Genomic DNA, 21,020 nt, shown 5'->3' with positions numbered 1-21,020 from the left:
TTTCCATTAATATTGTTGGGGTGATTTATAATGTAATCTCCTCAGTAGCTCCGTTTGGATAAATTATGGTGGCTACGTCATCGCATTCTCCGTTTCCAAAATCCACCGTAACGGCCAATCCGTTTTTGGAGATGGTCATGCTGCCCGTGGTCAGGTATTCACAAGTGGCATTCCCTTGAAGATCTTCGAGGGTTTGCACGGAATAGGTGTTTCCTTCGGTTTCCACGGTCCAGTTGCCCGAAAGACTGAATACCGTACTTTCCAAATCATCACCAAAGGTGATTCCAAAAGTTTTGGTTCCATTTTCCGAAATTATCGATTCGTCTTCCATCTCAATGGTCATGTCGCTCTCCACGGTGAAAGAAACTGAATTTTCTTGGCTTCCGGCCGAAATTTCGTAAGTTCTTGTTCCATTGATCTTAATGTTGCCCACATAAAAATCTTGGTACGTGGCCGTAAAGGACGATTCTTCCTCTCCTACTTCATACGTTACGGTTACGGTACCGTTTGCATTATCGGTTCCGTTGAGCAAACAATTGTTAAAAGTGGCCACAAATCCCGTTTCGGTATACTCGGCAGAATAACACTCACCGTCTTTCGCGGTAGCTGTTTTTGCCGTATTTCCTGCAAAAAGATCGGCCAATGCGGTATCTGCGGCACCAGCGATCTCATCGGTATTTAAAATGGTCTGTAACTCCGCTTGTGTAAGCTTTTCGCCCTCACCTGGCATGGCATCCTCACTACAGGATTGAAAACCTGCCAACGCTATGGCAATTAAAGAAAAGGTTAAGATTTTAGAGCTAAGTTTCTTCATTATATATGGTTATGTATTTACTTAGCAAGAACGTGACGCGTATTTTTTTAGTGTATTTATCAGTTTTAGATCGATGAAATACCCGTATAGGTTGGACTTTTTTATCTAAATTGTCTTATTTTCAGCCAAACAATACATAGGTCCCATGAAAAAATTCGGAAATGTTTTACTGCTTTTACTCCCTCTTATCTGTGTAATCTCTTGTAGTGATGATGATGGAAACGATGATGGATTTTCAAGTGCGGAACTTGTGGGTACATGGGAACTGGTGGAGGTTAACGTCAGTTCGCCGATAGATCTTGATGGAGATGGGTCATCATCCAATAATTTGTTGGATGAGGAAAATTGTATTGCGGGTACCATAACACTTAGGGACGATTCCACTTACCAGTTCGAGGAGTCCAATTTTATACTTACCCCTATCACCAATAATTTGTACGTGGCCAGCTGCAATGGCAGCAATTTGGCCACAGGCGTATGGGCCAGCAACGGATCCGAGGTGGCTTTTCAGGGCAGCACTGTACTTGGAACCTTGCAACTGAGCAATAATAGGATTATCAAAACCGTTGGCGAGGATTTGCCAGGTATTTCTTCGTTCATTTATGAACGGAGGTAGGCAAATCCCTAAAATAGGAGCTGTCCATCCAATACAACATGGGTAAAACGCATGCATTACGGGACGAAGTAAAGGACCATTTACTGCTTCAAATCCAAACGGGGCAATTAATTGTAGGAAAAACAATTAATTTGGCCGCCCTTTCCAGGGACATGGGGATAAGCGTTACCCCTATCCGAGAGGCTTTGAGTCAATTAGAGCAGGCCCAGGTGCTACAGGCTGTTCCCAATCGGGGATTCATCGTGGCCCGACTGTCCCAACATGAAGTTAAAAACCTTATCGAGATCGTTGCCCAATTGGAGGTAATGGCTCTGGAAAATTCCGTTTTCCACCCTGATCAGATAGAATCATTGGCAATTCTACAGAAAAAAATGGAAGAGGCCAAGTCCTTGGAAAAGGGCTTGGTACATCGGTTCAATTTTCACAATACATTGGTGCAGCACTGTACCAATAAAATCTTGCTTCAAATTTTAAAAGACCTTAAGCTCCGGCTTCATTTTTATGAGCATGATTTTATCCAAGACAATGATTTTTTCGAAAACATAAAAGTACAGGCCCGATCCGTTTTGGAAACCATACAAGAAAACAATCTTCCCACAGCCGCATTAATTTTACGTATGCACTGGATGTCTGTTTTAGATCATATTGAAACGCAAATCTCAAAAAATGGATAACCTATTGGTTTTCAAAATAAAAAGAAGCCCTGTCCGTTCTATAAAAAATGCTTCATTATGCTATATTTAAATAAGGAAATAGAATTGCTTGCCAAACGGAAAAAATCTAGATCATTGATCAAAAAGCAAATTTCTTGTGGCATTTTCCAAGATTTGGATACGCTGGAACAGAATCAGGTCAAAAGAAAAACATTCCAGAAATAAGGGCACTACCCTCTCAACATATCTTTAGCATACGTATAATCTAAATCCGTATTTGCATTGAACAACGCCTGTTCGTTTTTTGGTGTTACCAATGTAATTTCGGAATCCATTAAAAACTTTCTGGGGCCAGATTGTTCAGCCTTTTTTAAAAAGTGTACCGCTTTTTCCAATCCCCCAGGCTCCCAAATACAGGCCAATGGTTCGGCCTTTTCTGTTTTTGGACCAAGGAATGCGGTTGCCGATTTTTTTGGGTCTCTTGCGTTTATTAATTGTTGCAGTGTTGCCAAGTCCATAAAAGGCAGATCACAGGCCAAGACCAACCAAGCTGCGTTTATATGGGTGTTGTGTGCACTCATAATCCCATTGAATGGTCCGTTGTACCGATTTTGATCCACTATGGCCCTTGCTCCTTTTGGAATATTTGAATATTGGGATGGGCGTACGCTCAAAAAAGTCATCTCACATAATTGGTCCAATAAACGGTACAAATGTTCGCGCTGTGGAACCTTATGGTATTTTATTAAACCTTTGTCCTTGCCCATGCGCTCGCTCTTGCCGCCAGAAAGTACAAGGCCGTAAAGATGGGCAGGTTTTTGGACCACATTGTTCAAACTGTTCTTTTTAATATGAAAGCTTCCACTACTCCTCTGGTGATGGAATAAGTGCAATTTCGTCATAAGAATTGATTCTCTCATGATCTTTGGCAAAATTCTGGTTGACGGCCACGGTTACCCTAGCAATTTTTTTGAGTTCAGGATAACGACTTTCCAAAAACTTCTTGAGCTCGCCTACCGTATTTGGGATTTTTTTTCCGGAGAGGCTTGCCGTTGGTACAGATAAAGATGGGGTTCCTACAATATCTTTGGTAGCCCCGAATAATAATATGGTCATACAGTTCAACCTAATAGTGTTAGTGTTCTTTTGATTTTGGTCAGGTAGGTTGGTAGGTTTGTGTTGCTTTGCAACGGACGTGAAAATATTAAAAATTAACTGGATCTGAATCATTTTAACAGCCCCGGTATTCTTTTAACTTTTCTTTAATTCAATTCCACGAAATCCAGATACTTTTCAATCGATTTCAACGTTGTGCAGAAAGGACCTTAACTAATTTGAAAATGAAAAATATACTTCAGCTCAGCTTTATTTTGGCGTTTAGCCTAATCCTTTTTTCTTGTGGCAATGCGGACGACGATGTTAGTTTCAACATCAACGACAGGGAATTGGGCCTTGGCGAAAAACCGGACGACTGCCTTGGTTTTGAAGAGAACGATCTTCTATTGTCCATTCAGGATGAGTTTACTACCCTGCCCGGAAAAGTTTCCATACTTTTTAAAGTATCCGATCTTTTGGGCAATCCCATTTCTGGACTGAGCGCCGAACAGTTTGCCATTTATGAGCAAGGCAGGAACGATGATTGTTTCAATTCCATTTCGTCATCGGAATCTTTTGCACGTATATCCCCCAACTCCCAAGTATTCAACAACAACACTGTTCTGGTCTTGGACCTGAGCAATAGTGTTCTACAAAGTAGTTTGGATGAATTAAAGGCAGCATCGACAAGCTTTATCAATAATGTAATGCCGAGTCCTGCTACCGATTCGTTTAAAATGGCCATATATTGGTTTGATGGTGAGGACGAACTTCATTTATTGAACCCATTATCATCTTCTGCGACCGAATTGACCGCTTCTATTGAGGGTATTACCACCGATATCAGTAACGACCCGTCCACTGATCTTTATGGAGCAGTGATAAAATCCACCGAAATAGCGGAAGATCTGCTTACCGAAAATTCCGATGTGATCGGCGCAGCTTCCGTGGTATTGTTTACCGATGGAACCGATCAAGCATCCCGTTATAGCGAATCGGATGCCTTGCGAGCTGTAAACGATGCCGATAGGAATATTTCATTTTTTACAATAGGACTCGGTGCGGAAATCGATACCGAAGTCCTTACGGAAATTGGAAAAACGGCCAGTGTTTTTGCGAGCAATTCCCAAGAGCTGGAAAATACCTTTAACGATATTTCCCAAAGAGTTGCCGAACAGGCGAATAGTTTTTATTTGTTCGAATATTGCACACCAAAGAGAGATGGAAGCGGCGAAAGCAACTTGGTGATCCAGCTTACCCACAATAGTCTTCAAGGGGCAGTGCAGACCAAATTTAGCGCCAACGGATTTACCGGTGGCTGCGAGTAGACCGAACATAAAAGCAGAAACATTTTTTGGATTATACGTATCTTGGGTCAGCAATAAAACTCAACAAACATATGATGACCCAAAAGAGAACTATTTACACCTTTATTTGTAGCTTTCTGCTCGCCTGTACAACAAGTATGTATTCCCAAAATATAAGCCCGTTGGAAGGCAGATGGGACTTGGAAATGGATTTTATGGACAAGACCGCGCCTTCCTGGTTGGAGATCAGACATTCGGGCCATGCTACGTTGATCGGCCGTTTTGTATTTGCCTTTGGTAGCGCCAGGCCCATTTCCGAAGTAGAAACATATGGTGACAACAAGTTTACCTTTAGTATTCCCAACCAATGGGAGCCTAAAGGCAGCGACATGATTTTTCATGGAGTGCTGGAAAACGATAAACTAAAAGGCACCCTGATCTATACTGATGGATCTATTATTGATTGGACCGGGGTAAAAGCCCCAAAATTGACATATATCGAAAACCCTAAATGGGGTAAAACCATAAGTGTTTTTAACGGCAAGGACCTATCGGGCTGGCATATTGATGGAGAAAAGAACCAATGGCAGGTCAAGGATGGTATTTTGACCAGCCCAGAGTCTGGATCAAATTTGATAACGGATGAAAAATTTCAAGATTTTAAACTACATGTAGAGTTTAGGTATCCCGAAGGAAGCAATAGTGGAATCTATTTGCGTGGTCGGTATGAGGTACAGATAGTGGACAGCCAAGGCTTGGAGCCTTCCGACATCTATTTAGGTGGTGTATATGGATTTTTGGAGCCCAATGAGAATGCTTCCAAACCCGCAGGAGAATGGCAAACTTATGACATTACCTTGATCGGAAGACGTGTTACCGTGGTATTGAATGGGAAAACGGTAATTTCCGATGCTACCATTCCCGGTATAACGGGAGGTGCTTTGGACAGTAAAGAAGGAGAACCGGGCCCTTTTATGATCCAAGGAGATCATGGACCTATTGAGTACCGAAGTTTTGAAGTGACCCCATTGAAAAAATAAAAAAATAACCCCTGTCAACACGCAGGGGTTATTTTTTATGATTCTTGTTTAGCGAAAAATCAATCCGTTTCCTGTATTTTGGCCATCCAAGGGTTGGGATAGGTCAATTAAGAATCCGTTGATTACTGCATGTGTCAATATTCCGTCTTTCTTTAAAAAGAAAGTTGGATTAATGCCGGGTCGAATACTAAAATCCTTCATTTCAAACTCCTCATGGACCAGCATTAAAGGTAAATGAACAAATCTGCTTTTTTCCGGTATTTCGGTTTTTACATAAGCCACTCCATTTTTTAACAGATCCATGGCGTTGGTAATACGATCTACCTTAGCCACTTTAGGCGGCACAATTTTGTACCCTTTGGCATCAAAGGTCTTGTACCCATAAAAGGTGGAAAGGTCGCCTTGATCACCGACCGAACCTCGATAATAAAATTGCTCATGGTCTTCCAAATCGATTTCGTGGTTAAAAATTCCTAAATCGAGGGTGTAATCATTTCCCAATAGTTCGTAGGTCACGTTTTCAATCTTTAAATCGAAAAGCTTACGGTCGTTACGTGGTATTTTTTCGTAATCTTCAATAGGGATGTCCTTATATGTCCCTTTGGCAATAGTGTACAAAGCAGAAAGAATTGATACATAATTTAGTTTTCTAATTTCTTGCTTTTCGGGATCGTTGGTATAGCCTCCGGATTCGATTAAAATTAAGCTTGTACCCCATTTTGCAATATTGTCGCCAAATGCACGGGGTTCAAAATCGTCGCTATAGCGCCCAACCTGCCCCGGCGCATAGTTTTGGATGATCTTGTCCATGTATACGATTACCTTCATCGCATTGGCGCGTAGTTCGTTGATATCCTTTTCGTAGTTATAAGCAGTTGCCAAGTACGAAATAGTGGCTGGTTTTTCTGTGCGTTCGGCATTGTAGTACGTACTTTGATCGTGCAGATTAAATCCAAAATCGGCGTCCAAACTGTCACGGATTCTTTTTAAGGTCCGACCCTCGGGGGACTGTAATCGCAAAGCATCCCGGTTGATGTCGATTCCCAATGCATTCCTTCTGGTATATACCTCCGCCCCATCGGGATTAAGCATCGGTAAAAAATGCAATTTTAACTTGGAGAGTATTTCTTCTTTCTCGGTCTTGAATTCAGGCGCATCCAAAAAATTGATGATATCAAAAATTGCCTGCGTTGCCGTGGGCTCGTCTCCGTGCATTTGCGACCACAAAAAAATATTGATGTCCCCGGAACCAATACTGATCAAGTTTAAGTCTCTTCCTTGTATGGACTCTCCAACTTTTTGGACCTTGAACTTGGGATTGGCCGCCGTTTTCTGAATTAATGGCTGTATATCGGCATGTTTAATTCTTCTTTTGCCAATACTGGTTTCCTTGTATGTGTCGTATGTTTTGTACAATTGGGAAGTCAGTTCGTCTTGTGCGTGTACACAAACGGCCAACAAGATGGTTAATAGCGACAATAACTGTTTCATATGGATTATTTTTTTGTTGGAACAGGTTTAAAATTAAATTTTTTGGTGGCGTTTCTTACCTTTTCTACGAAATCCATTCCAGGGTCGTTTTTTACGGTCCTATACCCATCATCTACTTCCAACCAGAGTGGGTGGTCTTCGAAATTGGTGTACTCTTGATGTCCTATTACATAGTCAATGTCATATTTGGAAGCCAAATATTCCACCAAAAATATATTGGCCTTCAGTTGTTGTTTGGTCATGGGCATATCTGTGGTACCACCAACATTCTCTATACCAATGGCACAATGGTTTAACCCGATTACGTGACGTGCCATGGTTGTTTCTGGCATTAAGCGATAAATAGTGCCATCTTGATCTACCAAAAAATGGGCAGAAACGTTAAGCCCGCTCACATTTTCCAGATCTGGACGCCAATTGGGCAGTGTGGGACGGTTAAAAGCGGTAAAGGATTTTGCCAACGATGGTATGGCCGTCCAGTGCAACACCACCATTTTTGGCGTAATTTCTGGTGTTTTTTGATCCAACTCATATCGGGTCAGCAGATATTCTTTTGTCAGTTCGATCCGTTGATCATCAAAAATAATAGGGATATCCACGATTTCCTTTTTTACGGAGCATCCTCCTAAGGCTATTGCCATTAGGGCAATCAGACTTGTTTTTCTCATTCAATTGTATTTATAATTGTATCCAAGGGAACTGCGTAGCAAATCATCAATTTCTTTTTGCCCCATTCCCTTGCTTTTTTTATGTTTTTGCCCATATATAGGTCTATACGGTTTTTCCATCTCCAGTGCATTTTATCTTTTACCAGAAATGTATCCGGAAAGGTATCTATTTTCACCATGGTGTTGTGCCTTAGTCCCATTTTTATGAGGTCCCTGGATACTGCAATGGATTTCATTCCCGGTTTTAGGGTGTCTCCCCAGGCGGCAACGGACGGACTAATGCTGTCTGTTTGCCAGAACACCGAATTGTATGCCGAAGCTATGACCTCGTGACCGTACCATTCGTATTTTGGCGCAAGTTTACTCTGCGGGCCCACTTTTTTCTGTGTACAACCCAACAGGATCAAAACTACTATGATCATCGGGATTTTCAATGCAACAAATTTTCCAAAACGGTTATGTCGACGTTACTATTGGTCCAGCGATCGGATAGAACTTTGGGTACCGGTGTAAAGCCCAAGGTCAACGAACTCAGTACAATATCCTCATCCCCATCGTTATCGATATCCGCAGCATCCATTAAAAACCAGCGTGCCATAACGGGATCTTCCAAAATATTGGTATTAAAGGTATAGCTTTCGGGGTTTATGTTTTCCAAATATACAAAGGTACGTTCGGGAAATTCCTGGTAGTTGGGAAAGGTGCTCACCAATCCAAAATCCAAATCACCATCTTGATCAAAGTCCCGAGCAACTACCCTAGTTGCCCCGTACATGGGATAAAAGTAAGATTCCTTAAAATGGTCGTTTCCCTGATTTAAATGGATTCGCATGCCATGGTAGGGCTTGTTGATATAGGATACATCGGCATTGTCTCCTTGTACCGTAATAATATCGTCCAACCCATCACCATTATAATCGACCAGTTCAAACCAGCTTGTTCCAAAAACAGGACTGAATTCGATTACTTTCATGGGTTCAAATTCCAAATCTTCTTTTTGATAAAAGATGGTTATACTCTCGTTGCTCTGTGTTATTAAGGCAACAATGTCCTTTTTACCATCATTGTCCATGTCCCGCGCCACCGTTCTTATGGCTCCAGGGAGATTGAGCAAGACTTTTTTAGTGAAAGTACCTTGATCATTCTCTGTCAATAATGATAATCTGCCGGATTGGTTACCAAATTCGCTCACCACTATTTCATTTTTACCATCTCCGTCAAAATCTTCCAGCAGTGTATGCACCGGCCTATGAAAAGGGTTTTCCAGTGCAAGGGTATCATTTCCTATCTTACGGGTGAGTTTCCCTTTTTCCAGTTCTGATGGACCTAGAATGCCCACTTCGCTGATCCATTCTATTGAATCTTTTTTGCTGTACCACGTAATTGGGGTATTACCTTGAAAAATATGAAGACTCTTTTCCTGTAAATAGTCGAATGAGCTTAACTTTCCTGTAAGATCTCCATAAAATAGTGTGCTCTCTTGGTTCGCAAACTCCAAGTAGGTGATCATGGCACCATTTTTATCATCCAAAGCAAAAGGCTTATAGGCAAATTGTGTTAGGGTGTCCGCTTGCGGAACATTTATTGGTTTAAAAAGTTTGGGCGCGTTGGAAATTATATAATTTTCCAGTTTGGCCCAATCCTTTAGTGTAATTTTTGGCCTATAGCCTTTAATTACCTCGTTCGGATCCTGGTACATACCTTCTACATCCATACGATTTACCATAGCCGGCAAAACTGAGGTTTCCCAGATTTCTTTGGTAAGTTCATTAATTTTAGGGGCAACATGGCAACTAGCGCAATACTTGTTGTACAGTTGTACTTCTTCAGTTTGTTGTGGTTGTTTGTTACTGCACGAAACTAACGTCAAAACAATAGCAAGTAAAACGCATGTGGGGGTACTTTTCGGTTGATATGGCATTGGTTGGTTTATGTTTTCTTACCCTGGTAAGGGTACGTAAGAACTATCATTTTTCATCATCGGAAAATTTTTATCGCTCCATGCTTTTTTGGCCTGATCCAGCTTTTCTTGACTGGATGCAACAAAATTCCAATAAATATAGTGTTCCTCTGGAAAAGGTTCGCCACCAAATAACAATAAATGTGTATTGGGCTGTAGTTTTATGTTACAGGTATCCTCCACCTTGGACACTAAAATATTGCCCTCCCCTACGGTTTCACCACAGGCTTCAATACTTCCCTTTACGATACAGACACCTATTTCGCCGCTCAAATTCCTGTTTACATTTAGAGTATAGGCTTCTGTGTTCTTGACCTCTACCATAAACAAGTTGGAATGCACGGGAACAGGGGATTCTTTTCCATATCCTTGTCCCGCCACCAATTTAAATTCGGCACTTTCGTCTGTCCATCTGGGAATATCTTTTTCTTCTATATGATGAAACTCTGGCGCCATATCTTCCAGCTCTTTGGGCAAAGCTACCCATATTTGATAGCCATGTGCCACAAATGTATTACCATTCCTTAGATCTTTCGGGGTTCTTTCTGTATGGGTTACCCCCTTCCCTGCCGTCATCCAATTTACTGAGCCCGGTTTTATTCTTTGTTTGGTCCCAAGGCTGTCCTCGTGCATTATTTCGCCTTCCAGCATAAAAGTCAAAGTAGAAAGTCCCGTATGGGGATGCTGGTCCACATCCATATATTTATTTGGCCCCAATTTGGTAGGTCCCATGTGATCTATAAATATAAAAGGGCCGATCATGCGTTTTTTGCGAAAGGGTATCAACCTGCCCACTAAAAAATCACCTATATCACGGCTCCTTTCTTCTATGATCAATCCAATGTTCGACATGTTTAATTGTTTATATTTGGTTGCAGAAAGTTACAAATACATCCTTTTATAATGAAACTACTTAAGCGCGTTCTGTTACTCCTCCTTATCGTAATTGGAGTGGTCATATATCTTAATTATCCCAAATTGAACATTATTTCCGGTTATGCAGCCAAAAATATGGCCTCTGGTGTTTATGTGGCGCATCGTTCTGCCGCCAGTATGAACCAATACGATAACAGTGCGCCGTTAATAGAATTGGCATCCACCAAGGTCAATAAGACAGAATCTTCCGCTGCGTCCACTGTTTACGGCCTAATGGAGCGTAAAGCGGTGTACCGAGATGGATTGGGTGCTGTTTTAATAAACGATGATTACGATCCAGAAGCATTGAAGATCAGGCCACGTAGGAACCAACCCATCGATACTTTACCTTATCCTTTTGGCCAGGCCGAACCTGTGGACACCATTTTTTCCGAGGTGGACATGGATTTGATCAATAAAGCTGTTGCGATGGCATTTGCCGAGCCGGAAACTCAAAAAACCAGGACCCTGCTCATACTGTACAAAGGGCATTTGTTGGCAGAAAAATATATTGATGGATTTGATAAGGACACCCCAATTTTAGGTTGGTCCATGACCAAAAGCGTGCTTGCTACGTATTATGGAATATTGGAACATCAAGGAAAATTGGAAATGGATTGGCCTGCTCCCATAGTGGAATGGAAAGATGATGAGCGAAAGAACATTACCCTGGATCATTTGCTCCGTATGCAGAGCGGATTGGCTTGGGAAGAAGATTATACAGGTATTTCGGATGTGACCCGTATGCTTTTTTTGGATAGTGATATGACGGTGGCACAAAAAAATAAGGAAGCAATCGCCGAACCTACGGAAATTTGGAACTACTCTTCGGGAACTACCAACCTTTTGTCCGGAATATTAAGACAACAGTTTAGAAGCCACCAAGAATATTTGGATTTTCCTTATGCATCCTTAATAGATAAGATCGGTATGTACTCCATGGTTATGGAGGCCGATATCGCTGGAAATTATGTGGGGTCTTCCTATGCATGGGCCAACACACGTGATTGGGCCCGATTTGGCCAATTGTATTTAAACAAAGGAAATTGGAACGGTGAACAATTGTTCGATTCAACATGGGTAGATTATATAACCACACCAACTGCCCATTCCAATGGAACCTATGGCGCTCATTTTTGGTTGAATGCCGATGGTAAATATCCCGATGTTCCAAAAGACCTTTTTTCGTGCAATGGTTTCGAAGGCCAATATGTATTTATGATTCCTTCCAAGGATCTGGTCGTTGTAAGGACCGGTTTGGCCGAAGAGCCCCATTTTGATGTAAACGGGGTGCTGTCGAACATCGTAAAAGCGTTACCGTAAATCGATGAGATATATTGATCTTAAGCTATGACCACAATATTTTGATACTTCACAACAATAATTTCGCTTACGAGAACTCTAGTGGTACATTTACCATGTAATAAAAAACGAAAGTAATTTTTTCATTTTCATATAGTGTTCTCGTAAAAGAGTCCTGACCTAGCGGCAGGGCTCTTTTCAATTTATACCCTAACCAAAATATTGTTTGGTCAGGAATACATTTTGAAGCTTACCTCCATTGAGTAAACTTCTGCAGTGATTTAAAAAAGAGATTTACAATATACTTTTTGGAACATCTGCCCCATCTTCCCCTTTTTCCAGCGTATGAAAGTATAGGTTTCATCGACCTATAATTACAAAATCCATAGAATGACAACAGCCAGACCTGGCTTCACAACAATAATTTCGCCCACAAAAACTTTGGCGGTACTTTTACTATGTAATAAAAAACGAAAGTAATTTTTTCATTTTCATATAGTGTTCTCGTAAAAGAGTCCTGACCTAGCGGCAGGGCTCTTTTCAATTTATGGAAATCCTTAAATTATGTTTCTGTCTGAACAACAGAATGGTTTACGGAATCCACTTGTCCTTACCAAAATCTGGCTTACGTTTTTCCAAAAACGCATTTCTTCCCTCTATAGCTTCATCGGTCATATAGGCCAATCGAGTAGCTTCACCGGCAAAAACTTGTTGTCCTACCATACCGTCATCGGTAAGGTTCATGGCAAATTTTAGCATTTTTATGGATGTTGGTGATTTTGCCAGGATTTCCTGAGCCCATTGGTAGGCTGTATCTTCGAGTTCCTCGTGGGGAACCACAGCATTCACCATGCCCATTTCATAGGCTTCTTGTGCTGAATAATTTCTACCTAAAAAGAAAATTTCGCGAGCCTTTTTTTGTCCGACCATTTTTGCCAGATAAGCAGAACCATAGCCGCCATCAAAACTGGTCACATCGGCATCCGTTTGCTTAAAAATGGCATGCTCCTTACTGGCCAAGGTCATATCACATACTACATGCAGGCTATGTCCACCGCCAACGGCCCAACCGGGCACAACGGCAATTACCACTTTGGGCATGAACCGAATTAGGCGCTGTACTTCCAAAATATTTAAACGATGATAACCATCTTCGCCCACATAACCTTTGTGTCCCCTGGCCTTTTGGTCCCCACCGCTGCAAAAGGCCCATTTACCATCTTTGGAGGAGGGTCCTTCGCCAGAAAGCAATACCACACCGATTGAGGTATCTTCCTGTGCATCGTAAAAAGCCCTGTAGAGCTCGCTCGTGGTTTTAGGGCGGAAGGCGTTCCGAACATCAGGACGGTTGAAAGCGATACGTGCAACCCCGTTACTTTTTTTATAGGTGATATCATCAAATTCCATGGCGGTCTGCCAGTTGGGTGATTCCATAGTGGTATTTTTTATGTATCACAAAATAACGGAAAATATAGCTTATGGCCATTGATGTGATTTGGGTAGTCGAAAAGTGAACATAAACAATACTTTAGCGTTGATAAAAATGTAGATAACACAATTTTTTTCTTTTTGATTTTTCTTAGAAATCCTCGAAATTCACAAACAATAATCATGAAATCTTATTTCTTTTGGATTTTTTGTGCAATGTTCATGTTTTTTACTCTTCGGTTTATTTTACCTCATTATAAAATGAAACATATAATACTTTTTATAGTACTGTTCAATTTTTTCAACGTCTATGCCCAAGAGCAAGAAATAGTTTTGGTGGGCACTATGCACGTGGTGCCAAAAATTGTAAAGAACAGTTACAGGCCCCTCTTTAAAGAAGCCTACCAATTCGGCCCCGAAGCTATATTTGTGGAGACAGTAATGCCCAATGATTCCTTAAGCTGGGCCTATTTACAAAAGGGATATAGTAAGAACCATCAAAAGTTTTTTAGTGCTTCCCGAAAATTAAGAGAAACTTTCAACTACGACAAGGACTCCTTGAATTTTCTTATTTCAAAAGATTTTGGGGAATTATCCGATATGGATTTCAGGAAAATCAAGCAATACTTTCTATATAACCTTGACTCTCCCAATTATTACTATTATGATTATCTCGAAAAGTACTACCCTAACGGTCATAAAAAATCAATGAGACATGAAAATACTGAACTAACCAGAAAACTAGCACTTAAATTAAACCATAAAAAAGTTTATGCTGCCGATGATCAGCAAACTAATGGCGAATTTCATAAATACTGGAAAAAATGTGAGGAGGAAATTATGGGAACCAGGTTTGAAAAACGGGGCAAAAGAATAGGCGTGAAATTGGTGTCTCGTGAAATTTTCCCCTCCATTGTAGGTAGATATGGAAGAGTCAACAACAAATGGAAGCATTTACAATTACTCGATAGTTTAAGTGGCCTTAAATATGCAGACCAGCAGAATTGTAACTGCAAAAAGGCAATAGATTATTTCAACCAAAGAAATAAACGTTTTGCCAATAACTTGGGCAGTCAGATAAAAGAACACAATTTTCGAAAAAGTATACTTTTTGTTGGTGCGGCTCACATTGTTGGATTAAAAAAGGAGTTAAATGAGCAGTTTCCGGATATTAAAGTGATTTTGTTCGATGAGTTATAAAATAGAATAATCAACTTAGTTATACTGAAACCATGTTATTAGAGTTGAAAAACCCATCTACATCGACAGACACTCTGCAAATCTTGGACAAATTAAAGGCAGTAATATCCATACATGGATAAAGAACATTACAATAAAAAGTAGTCCTATTGTAAGCGCATGACTTATTTAAACTTCGTTCCCCTCGGGTTTGATTTTTGGCTATAGTACACCAAAAACCCCTGTAATAAACAAAAGAAAAGGCGCACCTGAGAAGAACACCAAGAATTTTAGATCCAATTGATCCTTCAATATTCCGTAGACGATAAAACCCACTATCAAGGCAAGCCCGATCAATGCCCAGAACACCCGTTTTTTTGATTTTTTATTTTGGTTTTCCATAAGTAATTTTATTGATCCATGATAAAATTACTTATGGAAAACCAATGGCTTAATAAATGGAATTCACGCTATAGCAAAAAAAGCTATGCCTATGGAACAGAACCAAACCTATACCTTAAAAATAAACTAGATCAACTTAATACAGGAACCATACTTTTCCCTGCCGAGGGAGAAGGCCGCAATGCTGTGTATGCTGCACAATTGGGCTGGGATGTTTCCGCTTTTGATATAAGTGAGGCAGGAAAACAAAAAGCGACCCAACTGGCTGAACAAAAGCAAGTTTCCATTGACTATAAAATTGGAGAATTGGAAGTATTGGACTATAAACCGGAACAATTTGATGCCATAGCGTTGATATATGCACACTTCCCGCCCAATATCCGTTCCAATTACCACAGATTATTGCACAAATATCTAAAAAAAGGAGGAACAATCATTTTTGAAGCCTTTAGCAAGGACCACCTAAAATTCAGAAATAAAAACCCTCACGTAGGCGGACCAATGGACTTGGATTCCTTATTTTCACTGGAAGAGTTGACATCCGATTTTCAGGATTATGAAATTTTGGAACTTAAAAAAACAACAATCGAACTTAACGAGGGTGACAGCCATGTCGGCACAGGTTCCGTGATACGTTTTTTGGGTAGAAAGCGATAATCTCTGAAATGCATGTCTCTTTCAACTACATCTTTAAACAAGCCATCTGTTTTGGTTTGCGGTCTAAAATAGCATAACTTGGTTAGCTTATTAATCCACCAAACCATGAAAAACCTCAAGTATTTTACATTTTTACCGCTTATTTTTCTCTTCACCCAATGTTCGCAGCCTCAAAACTTTGATGTTTTAATTAAGAACGGTCATATAGTCGACGGTTCAGGTAAGCCATCTTATGTTGGTGACCTTGGAATTAACGCCGACACCATTGCCGCAATAGGTAATTTAAGCTCTGCCAAAGGAACTCAGGAAATCGATGCAACAGGACTGGCCGTTGCCCCAGGTTTTATAAATATGCTGAGCTGGGCAGGCGAAACATTGATTGAGGATGGACGGTCCATGGGAGGAATTAAGCAAGGCGTGACCTTGGAAATATTTGGAGAAGGTTGGTCTATGGGACCACTTTCCGAATCCATGAAGAAACAAGAAGAGGAAAAACAAGGCGACATTAAATATGACATTGAATGGAACACCTTGGGCGAGTATTTGGAATTTTTGACAAACAAAGGGGTATCGCCTAACGTGGCCTCCTTTGTCGGGGCAACTACTTTGCGAATTCATACCGTGGGATATGAGGACCGTGCCCCTGCCCCGCAAGAACTTGATAATATGAAACTTATGGTCGGGCAAGCCATGGAAGAAGGTGCTTTGGGTGTTGGCACTTCATTGATCTATGCCCCAGCCTTTTATTCCAGTACCGAAGAATTGATAGAACTCTCCAAAGTAGCTGCAGAATATGATGGTATGTACATTAGCCATATGCGAAGCGAAGGACCACGTTTGTTGGAAAGTTTGGATGAATTGATTCGAATAGCGGATGAAGCAGGTATCAGGGCCGAAATTTATCATCTTAAACAAAGTGGCAAGGATAACTGGCATAAATTTGATGAGGTAGTGGCCAAAGTGGATTCCGCCAATGCAGCGGGATTGCGTATTACCGCCAATATGTACAATTATATAGCCGGATCTACAGGACTGGATGCCTCCATGCCACCATGGGTGCAAGAAGGAGGTTATGATAAATGGGCCGAAAGGCTACAGGACCCCGAGATAAGAAAAAGGGTAAAACAAGAAATGATCGAACCTACGGACAAATGGGAGAGTCTAATGCAGGCTGCGGGAGATCCCTCAAAAATTCTCTTGGTCGGGTTCAATGCGGATTCCCTAAAATACTTAACTGGAAAATCACTTAAAGAAGTTGCAGAAATGAGAGGTACATCACCCGAGGAGACCGCAATGGATTTAGTGGTGGAAGATGGCAGTAGCGTTAGCACCATTTATTTTCTAATGTCGGAAGAAAATGTAAAAAAACAAATAGCCCTACCTTGGATGAGCTTTGGTTCCGATGCGAGGTCAATGGCCACAGAAGGTGTGTTCTTAAGATCGAGCACCCATCCCAGGGCCTATGGGAATGTAGCCCGATTGTTGGGTAAATATGTACGTGATGAAAAAGTGATTCCCTTGGAAGAAGCAGTGCATAAATTATCTAAATATCCCGCGAGCAACTTAAAAATAGAGAAAAGGGGAAGTCTTGAACGTGGCAATTATGCCGATGTGGTTTTGTTCGACCCGGAGACCATAAACGATAAAGCCACATTCGAAGATCCCCATCAATATGCTGAAGGTGTAAAACATGTGTTTGTAAATGGCACCCAAGTGCTGAAAGATGGTGAACATACCGGTGAATTGCCAGGAATGGTAGTTCGTGGCCCGGGATATACCGGGAACTAACATTTACAAACCTATAAGTAAATAAATTATGCCATTTCGAGCTTTTCAACGGCTTCCTCAATACGGGTTTCACCGGTTAAAATCTCAAAGGCTTGATTTTTGGCAATTTTGTCATCCAGACTTTGTACCAAGGTCCTGGCGACATCCCATCGTGGAATAGTGCCATGTTCTTGCAGTTTGTTTGCAAGTTTTATTTTTCCGATACCCTCATTATTGGTTAGCGAACCAGGTCTAACAATGGTAAAGGTCAGACCGCTTATATCCAGATACTGGTCAGCATTCTGTTTGGCCTGCAAATATTCTTTAAGGTCTCCACGAGGATTGTCCACTCCCATGGAACTCAGCATTACAAATTTGTTCACTCGCTCCTTTTTTGCGGCATCGATCAGTCTCTTTGCTCCCTCTTGATCTACATTTACCACATCCTTTCCTTTGGACCCTGCAGCAAAAATAACTTTATCGATTTCCTCGGTCGTTTTGGAGACATCCTTGGCCAAATCACCCATTACGGTCTCAATGCCCTGAGATTCAAATCGCGTTCTTTGATCCTCATTACGAACCATGGCGATAGGTTGATATTTTTCGCTCGATTTCAATAATTTTATGATTTTTTCTCCAGTGGTGCCGGTCGCACCTGCTACTAATATTTTTTCCATACCAATAAAATAAAAATACTGGGCAACCGACCATGGGGATTAACGTACTTTAACGGCCGTAAACAATACTTTAACAATATGATTTTCGGTTTGATGGCGTTTACAGAAATGTACTTTTTTATCTAACCAGGTTGTGGATGTAAAGAATAAAGGTCAAACTTTTTTATTCTTCTCCTCTATCCATTTGGCCATGTATTTGGAGCTCGTTAAAGTTTGATGCTGAAGTAACCTCCCTACAAAATTTTCGGTTCGATGATTTTCCAAGTCATAAATCAAATTATCCAATAGGGCTTTAAACTGTTTGGTTGATTTAGTTTTATTGTAGTTGGATTCCAGTAAGGCAAATCCATTTTTTTGGGCCCTTTCCCACTCTAATTTGTTTTGGTATAATTTCACGGCAGCATTTGCAAAATCGTTCCAGTTGTCGGAAATAACCCCGTTCCAATGCTGGTCACCATACATGCCTTCGGCACCTATAGTTGTGGTAACCGTAGGGGTTCCCGTTTTCATGCCATCCAAAAGTTTTCCTTTAATACCTGCGCCAAAGCGGAGCGGTGCCAATAATATCCTAGAATTTTCTAGAACCAAGTCGGCATTCTCTATCCATCCATCAATAAAAAAACCAGATTTGGGATGGTGCATCTCCTTAATTTGCTGTGGCAAATAAGCACCATAGACCCGTAATTGAGCTTCTGGTAACTTTTTGCGGATGTTTGGCCATATTTCCTGTTTCAACAGTTTTATGGCATCTACATTAGGGGCATGTTTTCCGTTCCCGATACTAACAAAGTCATTTCTCTCGGCAAATGTGGGCAATGTGTCTTTATGGTTTTTGGAAACTTCGACCATAAACGGTAAATGGAACAGCAGCTCTGCTGGAAACTTAATATGCTCCCGCAAAATTCGCATTTCGAAGGTGGAGATAATCAAACTAAGGTCGCACCGGTACATACTGGCCAATTCTCGTAAAGTGACCGGGTGGTTTTTCCAGTCGAGTAGTTTAAACCGTACATCCTTTTTATGGGCCTCTTCCCTGGCCTTTCGAAGTCCATGTAAGTCTTCGGTGTTCAAAATTCGGACGGCATTCGGGGCAAATTCCGCTACGCGCCAACCAAATTGCTCTTCCACCATAAAACGATCGAACATTACCAGATCGGGCGCTAGCTGTTTTACAAAATCATCGAAACTGGAATGGTTCAGGGCAATAGTTGTTTCTTTAATGCCCCATGGCTTCAGGTCCAAGCTATACTCGGTTTTTACTGCAGTGCTCGCAAAGGTAATCCGGTATCCAAGCTCCAAAAAGGCATTCAGCAATTGCTGCATACGGCATCCGGCCGCCGTGGTGTTCGGTTCGGGCCATACATAACCAATAACTAGGAGCTTTTTTGGCATATAATAAATGTATTACGTTAGGATCACAAGGGCCCAGATATTGCAAACAGGGCCAAACAATCCGGCCAATACCCTGCCCTTACATTTTTGCGGCGAACATTTTAGAAATGCTGGAACGCAGTTTACGCTCATAATCTTCCTCCAACCACTCTTTGTAGTTTTTGGTATTGTTCATAATGCAATACGAGTATTGCTTTACGCGATACTGGATCTCGTCTTTCAACTCTTTGGCCAAAATCCGTGCATCGAAAACATCTTCGCTGTTCTCTACACAGATCTGGGCATGTTGTTCGATACTTTTTTCCAGTACAAGTTTGGATTTTTTGCCTTGCGCAAATATTTTTTTATACTCTTCTTTTACATTGAAGGTAATATTATCGGATTTGCTGAATTTGGCCCGAAGATCATCTGGCATTTCATAAACAAAATCCCGTTCTATTTCTTCATCATTTTTTATGTTCTCCAAATAGAAATCTGGGAAGTGGAAGATTTCTTGCCAATCCACAGGCGCATCCCAAGGTCCAAAACGAGCGATATTGTTACCCATGTCGATTACGTTGAACTCGCTCTTGTTGGGGAGTACCCTGGAACCTCTTCCGATCATTTGAAAATAAAGAGTAAGCGAACGTGTGGCCCTGTTCAGAATAATGCTCTCTACCGTAGGCTCATCAAAACCTGTGGTTAAAATACTCACCGAGGTCAATATGGCATCTGGGGTCTCAGCGAACCATTCCAGAATTTCTTTTCGTTCGGTAGCCGTATTTTTATTGTCCAAATGCCTTACATTATATCCTGCCTTTTTAAAAGTTTCGTACACATAAAGCGATGTATTGATACCATTGTTGAAAATCAGGGTCTTGGTGCCCTTGGCAATTTCTTCGTATGCCGTAAGCAATTTGCCCAGCATGCTGTGAGCACTATAGAACTCGTCCGAAGATTTTACGGTATAGTCCCCGTTGATACCCAGTTTCAATGTTTTTAGACTAACATCGTAATTGTAGAGATTGGCCTTGGCCAAGAAGTTCTTACTGATCAGCGATTGTATGGATTCCCCAATGATCAAATGTTTGTAATTGTCCTTCATGGGGAGTTTTATGTTGGAACTGAGCGGTGTTGCGGTAACTCCCAAAATGGTGGACTTTTCAAAATATTTGAAGAGTTTTCTAAACGAATTGTAATGGGCCTCGTCTATAATTACCAGGCCGATATTGTTGATCTTTACCTTTTCCTCTTGCAAACGATTGTTCAAAGTCTCCACCATGGCCACAAAGCACATGTAGTCGTCTTGGTCGTAGAGCTCTTTTACCTCACTGTTGATGACTTTATTGGCCACCCCAAAGCCTTTTAGCATTTTGGAAGTTTGCTTGCTCAGTTCTATTCGATGGGTAAGAACCATTACTTTTTTACCGGTTTGTTGGATAAATCGGCGAGTAATTTCGGAAAACACAACGGTCTTACCGCCCCCGGTGGGCAATTGATAGAGGATATTGGTGCCTTCCGGAAGCTTGTCCAATTGGGTGAATATTTTGTTCAGGTCTTCTTCCTGGTATCCGTATAAAGTTTTCTTCTTGATGGTTTTGTTTACTTCCAAAGGGAAAAGGGCATTAGGGATTCTTAATTAAAAAACCCTACAAAATTAGGGGTTTTTTGTGCTTGT

22 protein-coding genes are annotated in these 21,020 nt (G+C 41.1%); 9 read left to right on the top strand and 13 right to left on the bottom strand.

Going from position 1 to position 21,020, the window contains the following annotated elements:
• Nucleotides 1-25: 25 nt before the first annotated feature.
• A complete protein-coding gene (locus AB9K32_RS05060; protein ID WP_369884545.1) occupies nucleotides 26-814 on the bottom strand; it encodes a hypothetical protein in 789 nt (262 codons plus the stop codon).
• Nucleotides 815-959: 145 nt separating this feature from the next.
• Here AB9K32_RS05060 and AB9K32_RS05055 point away from each other — a divergent pair, with 145 nt between their 5' ends.
• Genes AB9K32_RS05055 through AB9K32_RS05045 form a run of 3 tightly spaced genes read left to right on the top strand, consistent with a single transcriptional unit; the run spans nucleotide 960 to nucleotide 2,308 of the window.
• Nucleotides 960-1,430, top strand: coding sequence for a hypothetical protein (locus AB9K32_RS05055; RefSeq protein ID WP_252079768.1), 471 nt, complete (start codon nucleotides 960-962; stop codon nucleotides 1,428-1,430).
• Between the two features lie 38 nt (nucleotides 1,431-1,468).
• Complete coding sequence (locus AB9K32_RS05050) at nucleotides 1,469-2,104, top strand: GntR family transcriptional regulator (RefSeq protein ID WP_369884544.1); 636 nt, start codon at nucleotides 1,469-1,471, stop codon at nucleotides 2,102-2,104.
• Nucleotides 2,105-2,161: 57 nt separating this feature from the next.
• Nucleotides 2,162-2,308, top strand: coding sequence for a hypothetical protein (locus AB9K32_RS05045; RefSeq protein WP_369884543.1), 147 nt, complete (start codon nucleotides 2,162-2,164; stop codon nucleotides 2,306-2,308).
• Nucleotides 2,309-2,313: 5 nt separating this feature from the next.
• Here the strand turns inward: AB9K32_RS05045 and AB9K32_RS05040 are convergent, their stop codons facing one another.
• Nucleotides 2,314-2,985: an NTP transferase domain-containing protein gene (locus AB9K32_RS05040; RefSeq protein ID WP_369884542.1), complete on the bottom strand. Its 672-nt coding sequence runs from the start codon at nucleotides 2,983-2,985 to the stop codon at nucleotides 2,314-2,316.
• The gene (locus AB9K32_RS05035; RefSeq protein WP_224836903.1) at nucleotides 2,948-3,199 is read right to left on the bottom strand and encodes a MoaD/ThiS family protein; all 252 of its coding nucleotides are present in this window, start codon (nucleotides 3,197-3,199) and stop codon (nucleotides 2,948-2,950) included. The genes AB9K32_RS05040 and AB9K32_RS05035 overlap by 38 nt, the downstream gene beginning before the upstream one ends.
• A 224-nt stretch (nucleotides 3,200-3,423) precedes the next feature.
• Between AB9K32_RS05035 and AB9K32_RS05030 the strand changes: the two genes are divergently transcribed.
• Nucleotides 3,424-4,506 (top strand): VWA domain-containing protein, encoded by a 1,083-nt coding sequence (locus AB9K32_RS05030; protein WP_369884541.1) that lies wholly within the window; start codon nucleotides 3,424-3,426, stop codon nucleotides 4,504-4,506.
• Nucleotides 4,507-4,577: 71 nt separating this feature from the next.
• Nucleotides 4,578-5,525, top strand: coding sequence for a DUF1080 domain-containing protein (locus AB9K32_RS05025; protein WP_293295222.1), 948 nt, complete (start codon nucleotides 4,578-4,580; stop codon nucleotides 5,523-5,525).
• Between the two features lie 48 nt (nucleotides 5,526-5,573).
• Here the strand turns inward: AB9K32_RS05025 and AB9K32_RS05020 are convergent, their stop codons facing one another.
• The 5 genes from AB9K32_RS05020 to AB9K32_RS05000 form a co-directional block, all read right to left on the bottom strand.
• The gene (locus AB9K32_RS05020) at nucleotides 5,574-7,016 is read right to left on the bottom strand and encodes a M14 family zinc carboxypeptidase (RefSeq protein WP_369884540.1); all 1,443 of its coding nucleotides are present in this window, start codon (nucleotides 7,014-7,016) and stop codon (nucleotides 5,574-5,576) included.
• A 5-nt stretch (nucleotides 7,017-7,021) separates the two neighbouring features.
• Nucleotides 7,022-7,684 carry an N-acetylmuramoyl-L-alanine amidase gene (locus AB9K32_RS05015; protein ID WP_252079761.1) on the bottom strand — a complete coding sequence of 221 codons (663 nt, stop codon included), beginning with the start codon at nucleotides 7,682-7,684 and terminating at the stop codon, nucleotides 7,022-7,024.
• Nucleotides 7,681-8,106, bottom strand: a complete 426-nt coding sequence (locus AB9K32_RS05010) for a 3D domain-containing protein (RefSeq protein ID WP_338195170.1) — start codon at nucleotides 8,104-8,106, stop codon at nucleotides 7,681-7,683. The genes AB9K32_RS05015 and AB9K32_RS05010 overlap by 4 nt, the downstream gene beginning before the upstream one ends.
• An 8-nt stretch (nucleotides 8,107-8,114) precedes the next feature.
• The gene (locus AB9K32_RS05005; protein WP_369884539.1) at nucleotides 8,115-9,554 is read right to left on the bottom strand and encodes an FG-GAP repeat domain-containing protein; all 1,440 of its coding nucleotides are present in this window, start codon (nucleotides 9,552-9,554) and stop codon (nucleotides 8,115-8,117) included.
• A gap of 69 nt (nucleotides 9,555-9,623) precedes the next feature.
• Entirely contained in the window at nucleotides 9,624-10,496 is an 873-nt protein-coding gene (locus AB9K32_RS05000; RefSeq protein ID WP_369884538.1) for a pirin family protein, read from the bottom strand.
• A 51-nt stretch (nucleotides 10,497-10,547) separates the two neighbouring features.
• On the opposite strand from AB9K32_RS05000, the gene AB9K32_RS04995 reads away from it, so the two are divergent.
• Entirely contained in the window at nucleotides 10,548-11,882 is a 1,335-nt protein-coding gene (locus AB9K32_RS04995) for a serine hydrolase domain-containing protein (RefSeq protein WP_369884537.1), read from the top strand.
• A gap of 570 nt (nucleotides 11,883-12,452) precedes the next feature.
• On the opposite strand, the gene AB9K32_RS04990 is transcribed toward AB9K32_RS04995, so the two are convergent.
• Nucleotides 12,453-13,295 carry a 1,4-dihydroxy-2-naphthoyl-CoA synthase gene (locus AB9K32_RS04990; protein WP_293295227.1) on the bottom strand — a complete coding sequence of 281 codons (843 nt, stop codon included), beginning with the start codon at nucleotides 13,293-13,295 and terminating at the stop codon, nucleotides 12,453-12,455.
• A gap of 255 nt (nucleotides 13,296-13,550) precedes the next feature.
• Here AB9K32_RS04990 and AB9K32_RS04985 point away from each other — a divergent pair, with 255 nt between their 5' ends.
• The gene (locus AB9K32_RS04985) at nucleotides 13,551-14,489 is read left to right on the top strand and encodes a DUF5694 domain-containing protein (RefSeq protein WP_369884536.1); all 939 of its coding nucleotides are present in this window, start codon (nucleotides 13,551-13,553) and stop codon (nucleotides 14,487-14,489) included.
• A 201-nt stretch (nucleotides 14,490-14,690) separates the two neighbouring features.
• Here the strand turns inward: AB9K32_RS04985 and AB9K32_RS04980 are convergent, their stop codons facing one another.
• Nucleotides 14,691-14,870, bottom strand: coding sequence for a hypothetical protein (locus AB9K32_RS04980; protein WP_369884535.1), 180 nt, complete (start codon nucleotides 14,868-14,870; stop codon nucleotides 14,691-14,693).
• 33 nt (nucleotides 14,871-14,903) lie between these two features.
• Here AB9K32_RS04980 and AB9K32_RS04975 point away from each other — a divergent pair, with 33 nt between their 5' ends.
• Both AB9K32_RS04975 and AB9K32_RS04970 read left to right on the top strand, forming a co-directional pair.
• Nucleotides 14,904-15,527 (top strand): class I SAM-dependent methyltransferase, encoded by a 624-nt coding sequence (locus AB9K32_RS04975; RefSeq protein ID WP_369884553.1) that lies wholly within the window; start codon nucleotides 14,904-14,906, stop codon nucleotides 15,525-15,527.
• Between the two features lie 105 nt (nucleotides 15,528-15,632).
• A complete protein-coding gene (locus tag AB9K32_RS04970) occupies nucleotides 15,633-17,315 on the top strand; it encodes an amidohydrolase family protein (protein ID WP_369884534.1) in 1,683 nt (560 codons plus the stop codon).
• 26 nt (nucleotides 17,316-17,341) lie between these two features.
• Here the strand turns inward: AB9K32_RS04970 and AB9K32_RS04965 are convergent, their stop codons facing one another.
• The 3 genes from AB9K32_RS04965 to AB9K32_RS04955 form a co-directional block, all read right to left on the bottom strand.
• Nucleotides 17,342-17,971 (bottom strand): SDR family oxidoreductase, encoded by a 630-nt coding sequence (locus AB9K32_RS04965; protein ID WP_369884533.1) that lies wholly within the window; start codon nucleotides 17,969-17,971, stop codon nucleotides 17,342-17,344.
• Between the two features lie 153 nt (nucleotides 17,972-18,124).
• On the bottom strand, nucleotides 18,125-19,363 hold the full coding sequence (locus tag AB9K32_RS04960; RefSeq protein ID WP_369884532.1) for a glycosyltransferase: 1,239 nt from the start codon (nucleotides 19,361-19,363) through the stop codon (nucleotides 18,125-18,127).
• A 79-nt stretch (nucleotides 19,364-19,442) separates the two neighbouring features.
• Entirely contained in the window at nucleotides 19,443-20,954 is a 1,512-nt protein-coding gene (locus AB9K32_RS04955) for a DEAD/DEAH box helicase (protein WP_338195144.1), read from the bottom strand.
• Nucleotides 20,955-21,020 lie beyond the last annotated feature (66 nt).

This window comes from Allomuricauda sp. XS_ASV26 (genome assembly GCF_041224615.1).
In the GTDB taxonomy this organism is placed as follows: Bacteria; Bacteroidota; Bacteroidia; order Flavobacteriales; family Flavobacteriaceae; genus Flagellimonas; species Flagellimonas alginolytica.
This window is presented reverse-complemented; position numbering and strand designations above follow the sequence as displayed.

Bases quoted from the DNA above. Each gene is read 5' to 3' on its own strand.
- AB9K32_RS05060 (WP_369884545.1), bottom strand. From the start codon at position 814: ATGAAGAAACTTAGCTCTAAAATCTTAACCTTTTCTTTAATTGCCATA.
- AB9K32_RS05055 (WP_252079768.1), top strand. From the start codon at position 960: ATGAAAAAATTCGGAAATGTTTTACTGCTTTTACTCCCTCTTATCTGT.
- AB9K32_RS05050 (WP_369884544.1), top strand. From the start codon at position 1,469: ATGGGTAAAACGCATGCATTACGGGACGAAGTAAAGGACCATTTACTG.
- AB9K32_RS05045 (WP_369884543.1), top strand. From the start codon at position 2,162: ATGCTATATTTAAATAAGGAAATAGAATTGCTTGCCAAACGGAAAAAA.
- AB9K32_RS05040 (WP_369884542.1), bottom strand. From the start codon at position 2,985: ATGACGAAATTGCACTTATTCCATCACCAGAGGAGTAGTGGAAGCTTT.
- AB9K32_RS05035 (WP_224836903.1), bottom strand. From the start codon at position 3,199: ATGACCATATTATTATTCGGGGCTACCAAAGATATTGTAGGAACCCCA.
- AB9K32_RS05030 (WP_369884541.1), top strand. From the start codon at position 3,424: ATGAAAAATATACTTCAGCTCAGCTTTATTTTGGCGTTTAGCCTAATC.
- AB9K32_RS05025 (WP_293295222.1), top strand. From the start codon at position 4,578: ATGATGACCCAAAAGAGAACTATTTACACCTTTATTTGTAGCTTTCTG.
- AB9K32_RS05020 (WP_369884540.1), bottom strand. From the start codon at position 7,016: ATGAAACAGTTATTGTCGCTATTAACCATCTTGTTGGCCGTTTGTGTA.
- AB9K32_RS05015 (WP_252079761.1), bottom strand. From the start codon at position 7,684: ATGAGAAAAACAAGTCTGATTGCCCTAATGGCAATAGCCTTAGGAGGA.
- AB9K32_RS05010 (WP_338195170.1), bottom strand. From the start codon at position 8,106: ATGATCATAGTAGTTTTGATCCTGTTGGGTTGTACACAGAAAAAAGTG.
- AB9K32_RS05000 (WP_369884538.1), bottom strand. From the start codon at position 10,496: ATGTCGAACATTGGATTGATCATAGAAGAAAGGAGCCGTGATATAGGT.
- AB9K32_RS04995 (WP_369884537.1), top strand. From the start codon at position 10,548: ATGAAACTACTTAAGCGCGTTCTGTTACTCCTCCTTATCGTAATTGGA.
- AB9K32_RS04990 (WP_293295227.1), bottom strand. From the start codon at position 13,295: ATGGAATCACCCAACTGGCAGACCGCCATGGAATTTGATGATATCACC.
- AB9K32_RS04985 (WP_369884536.1), top strand. From the start codon at position 13,551: ATGAAACATATAATACTTTTTATAGTACTGTTCAATTTTTTCAACGTC.
- AB9K32_RS04980 (WP_369884535.1), bottom strand. From the start codon at position 14,870: ATGGAAAACCAAAATAAAAAATCAAAAAAACGGGTGTTCTGGGCATTG.
- AB9K32_RS04975 (WP_369884553.1), top strand. From the start codon at position 14,904: ATGGAAAACCAATGGCTTAATAAATGGAATTCACGCTATAGCAAAAAA.
- AB9K32_RS04970 (WP_369884534.1), top strand. From the start codon at position 15,633: ATGAAAAACCTCAAGTATTTTACATTTTTACCGCTTATTTTTCTCTTC.
- AB9K32_RS04965 (WP_369884533.1), bottom strand. From the start codon at position 17,971: ATGGAAAAAATATTAGTAGCAGGTGCGACCGGCACCACTGGAGAAAAA.
- AB9K32_RS04960 (WP_369884532.1), bottom strand. From the start codon at position 19,363: ATGCCAAAAAAGCTCCTAGTTATTGGTTATGTATGGCCCGAACCGAAC.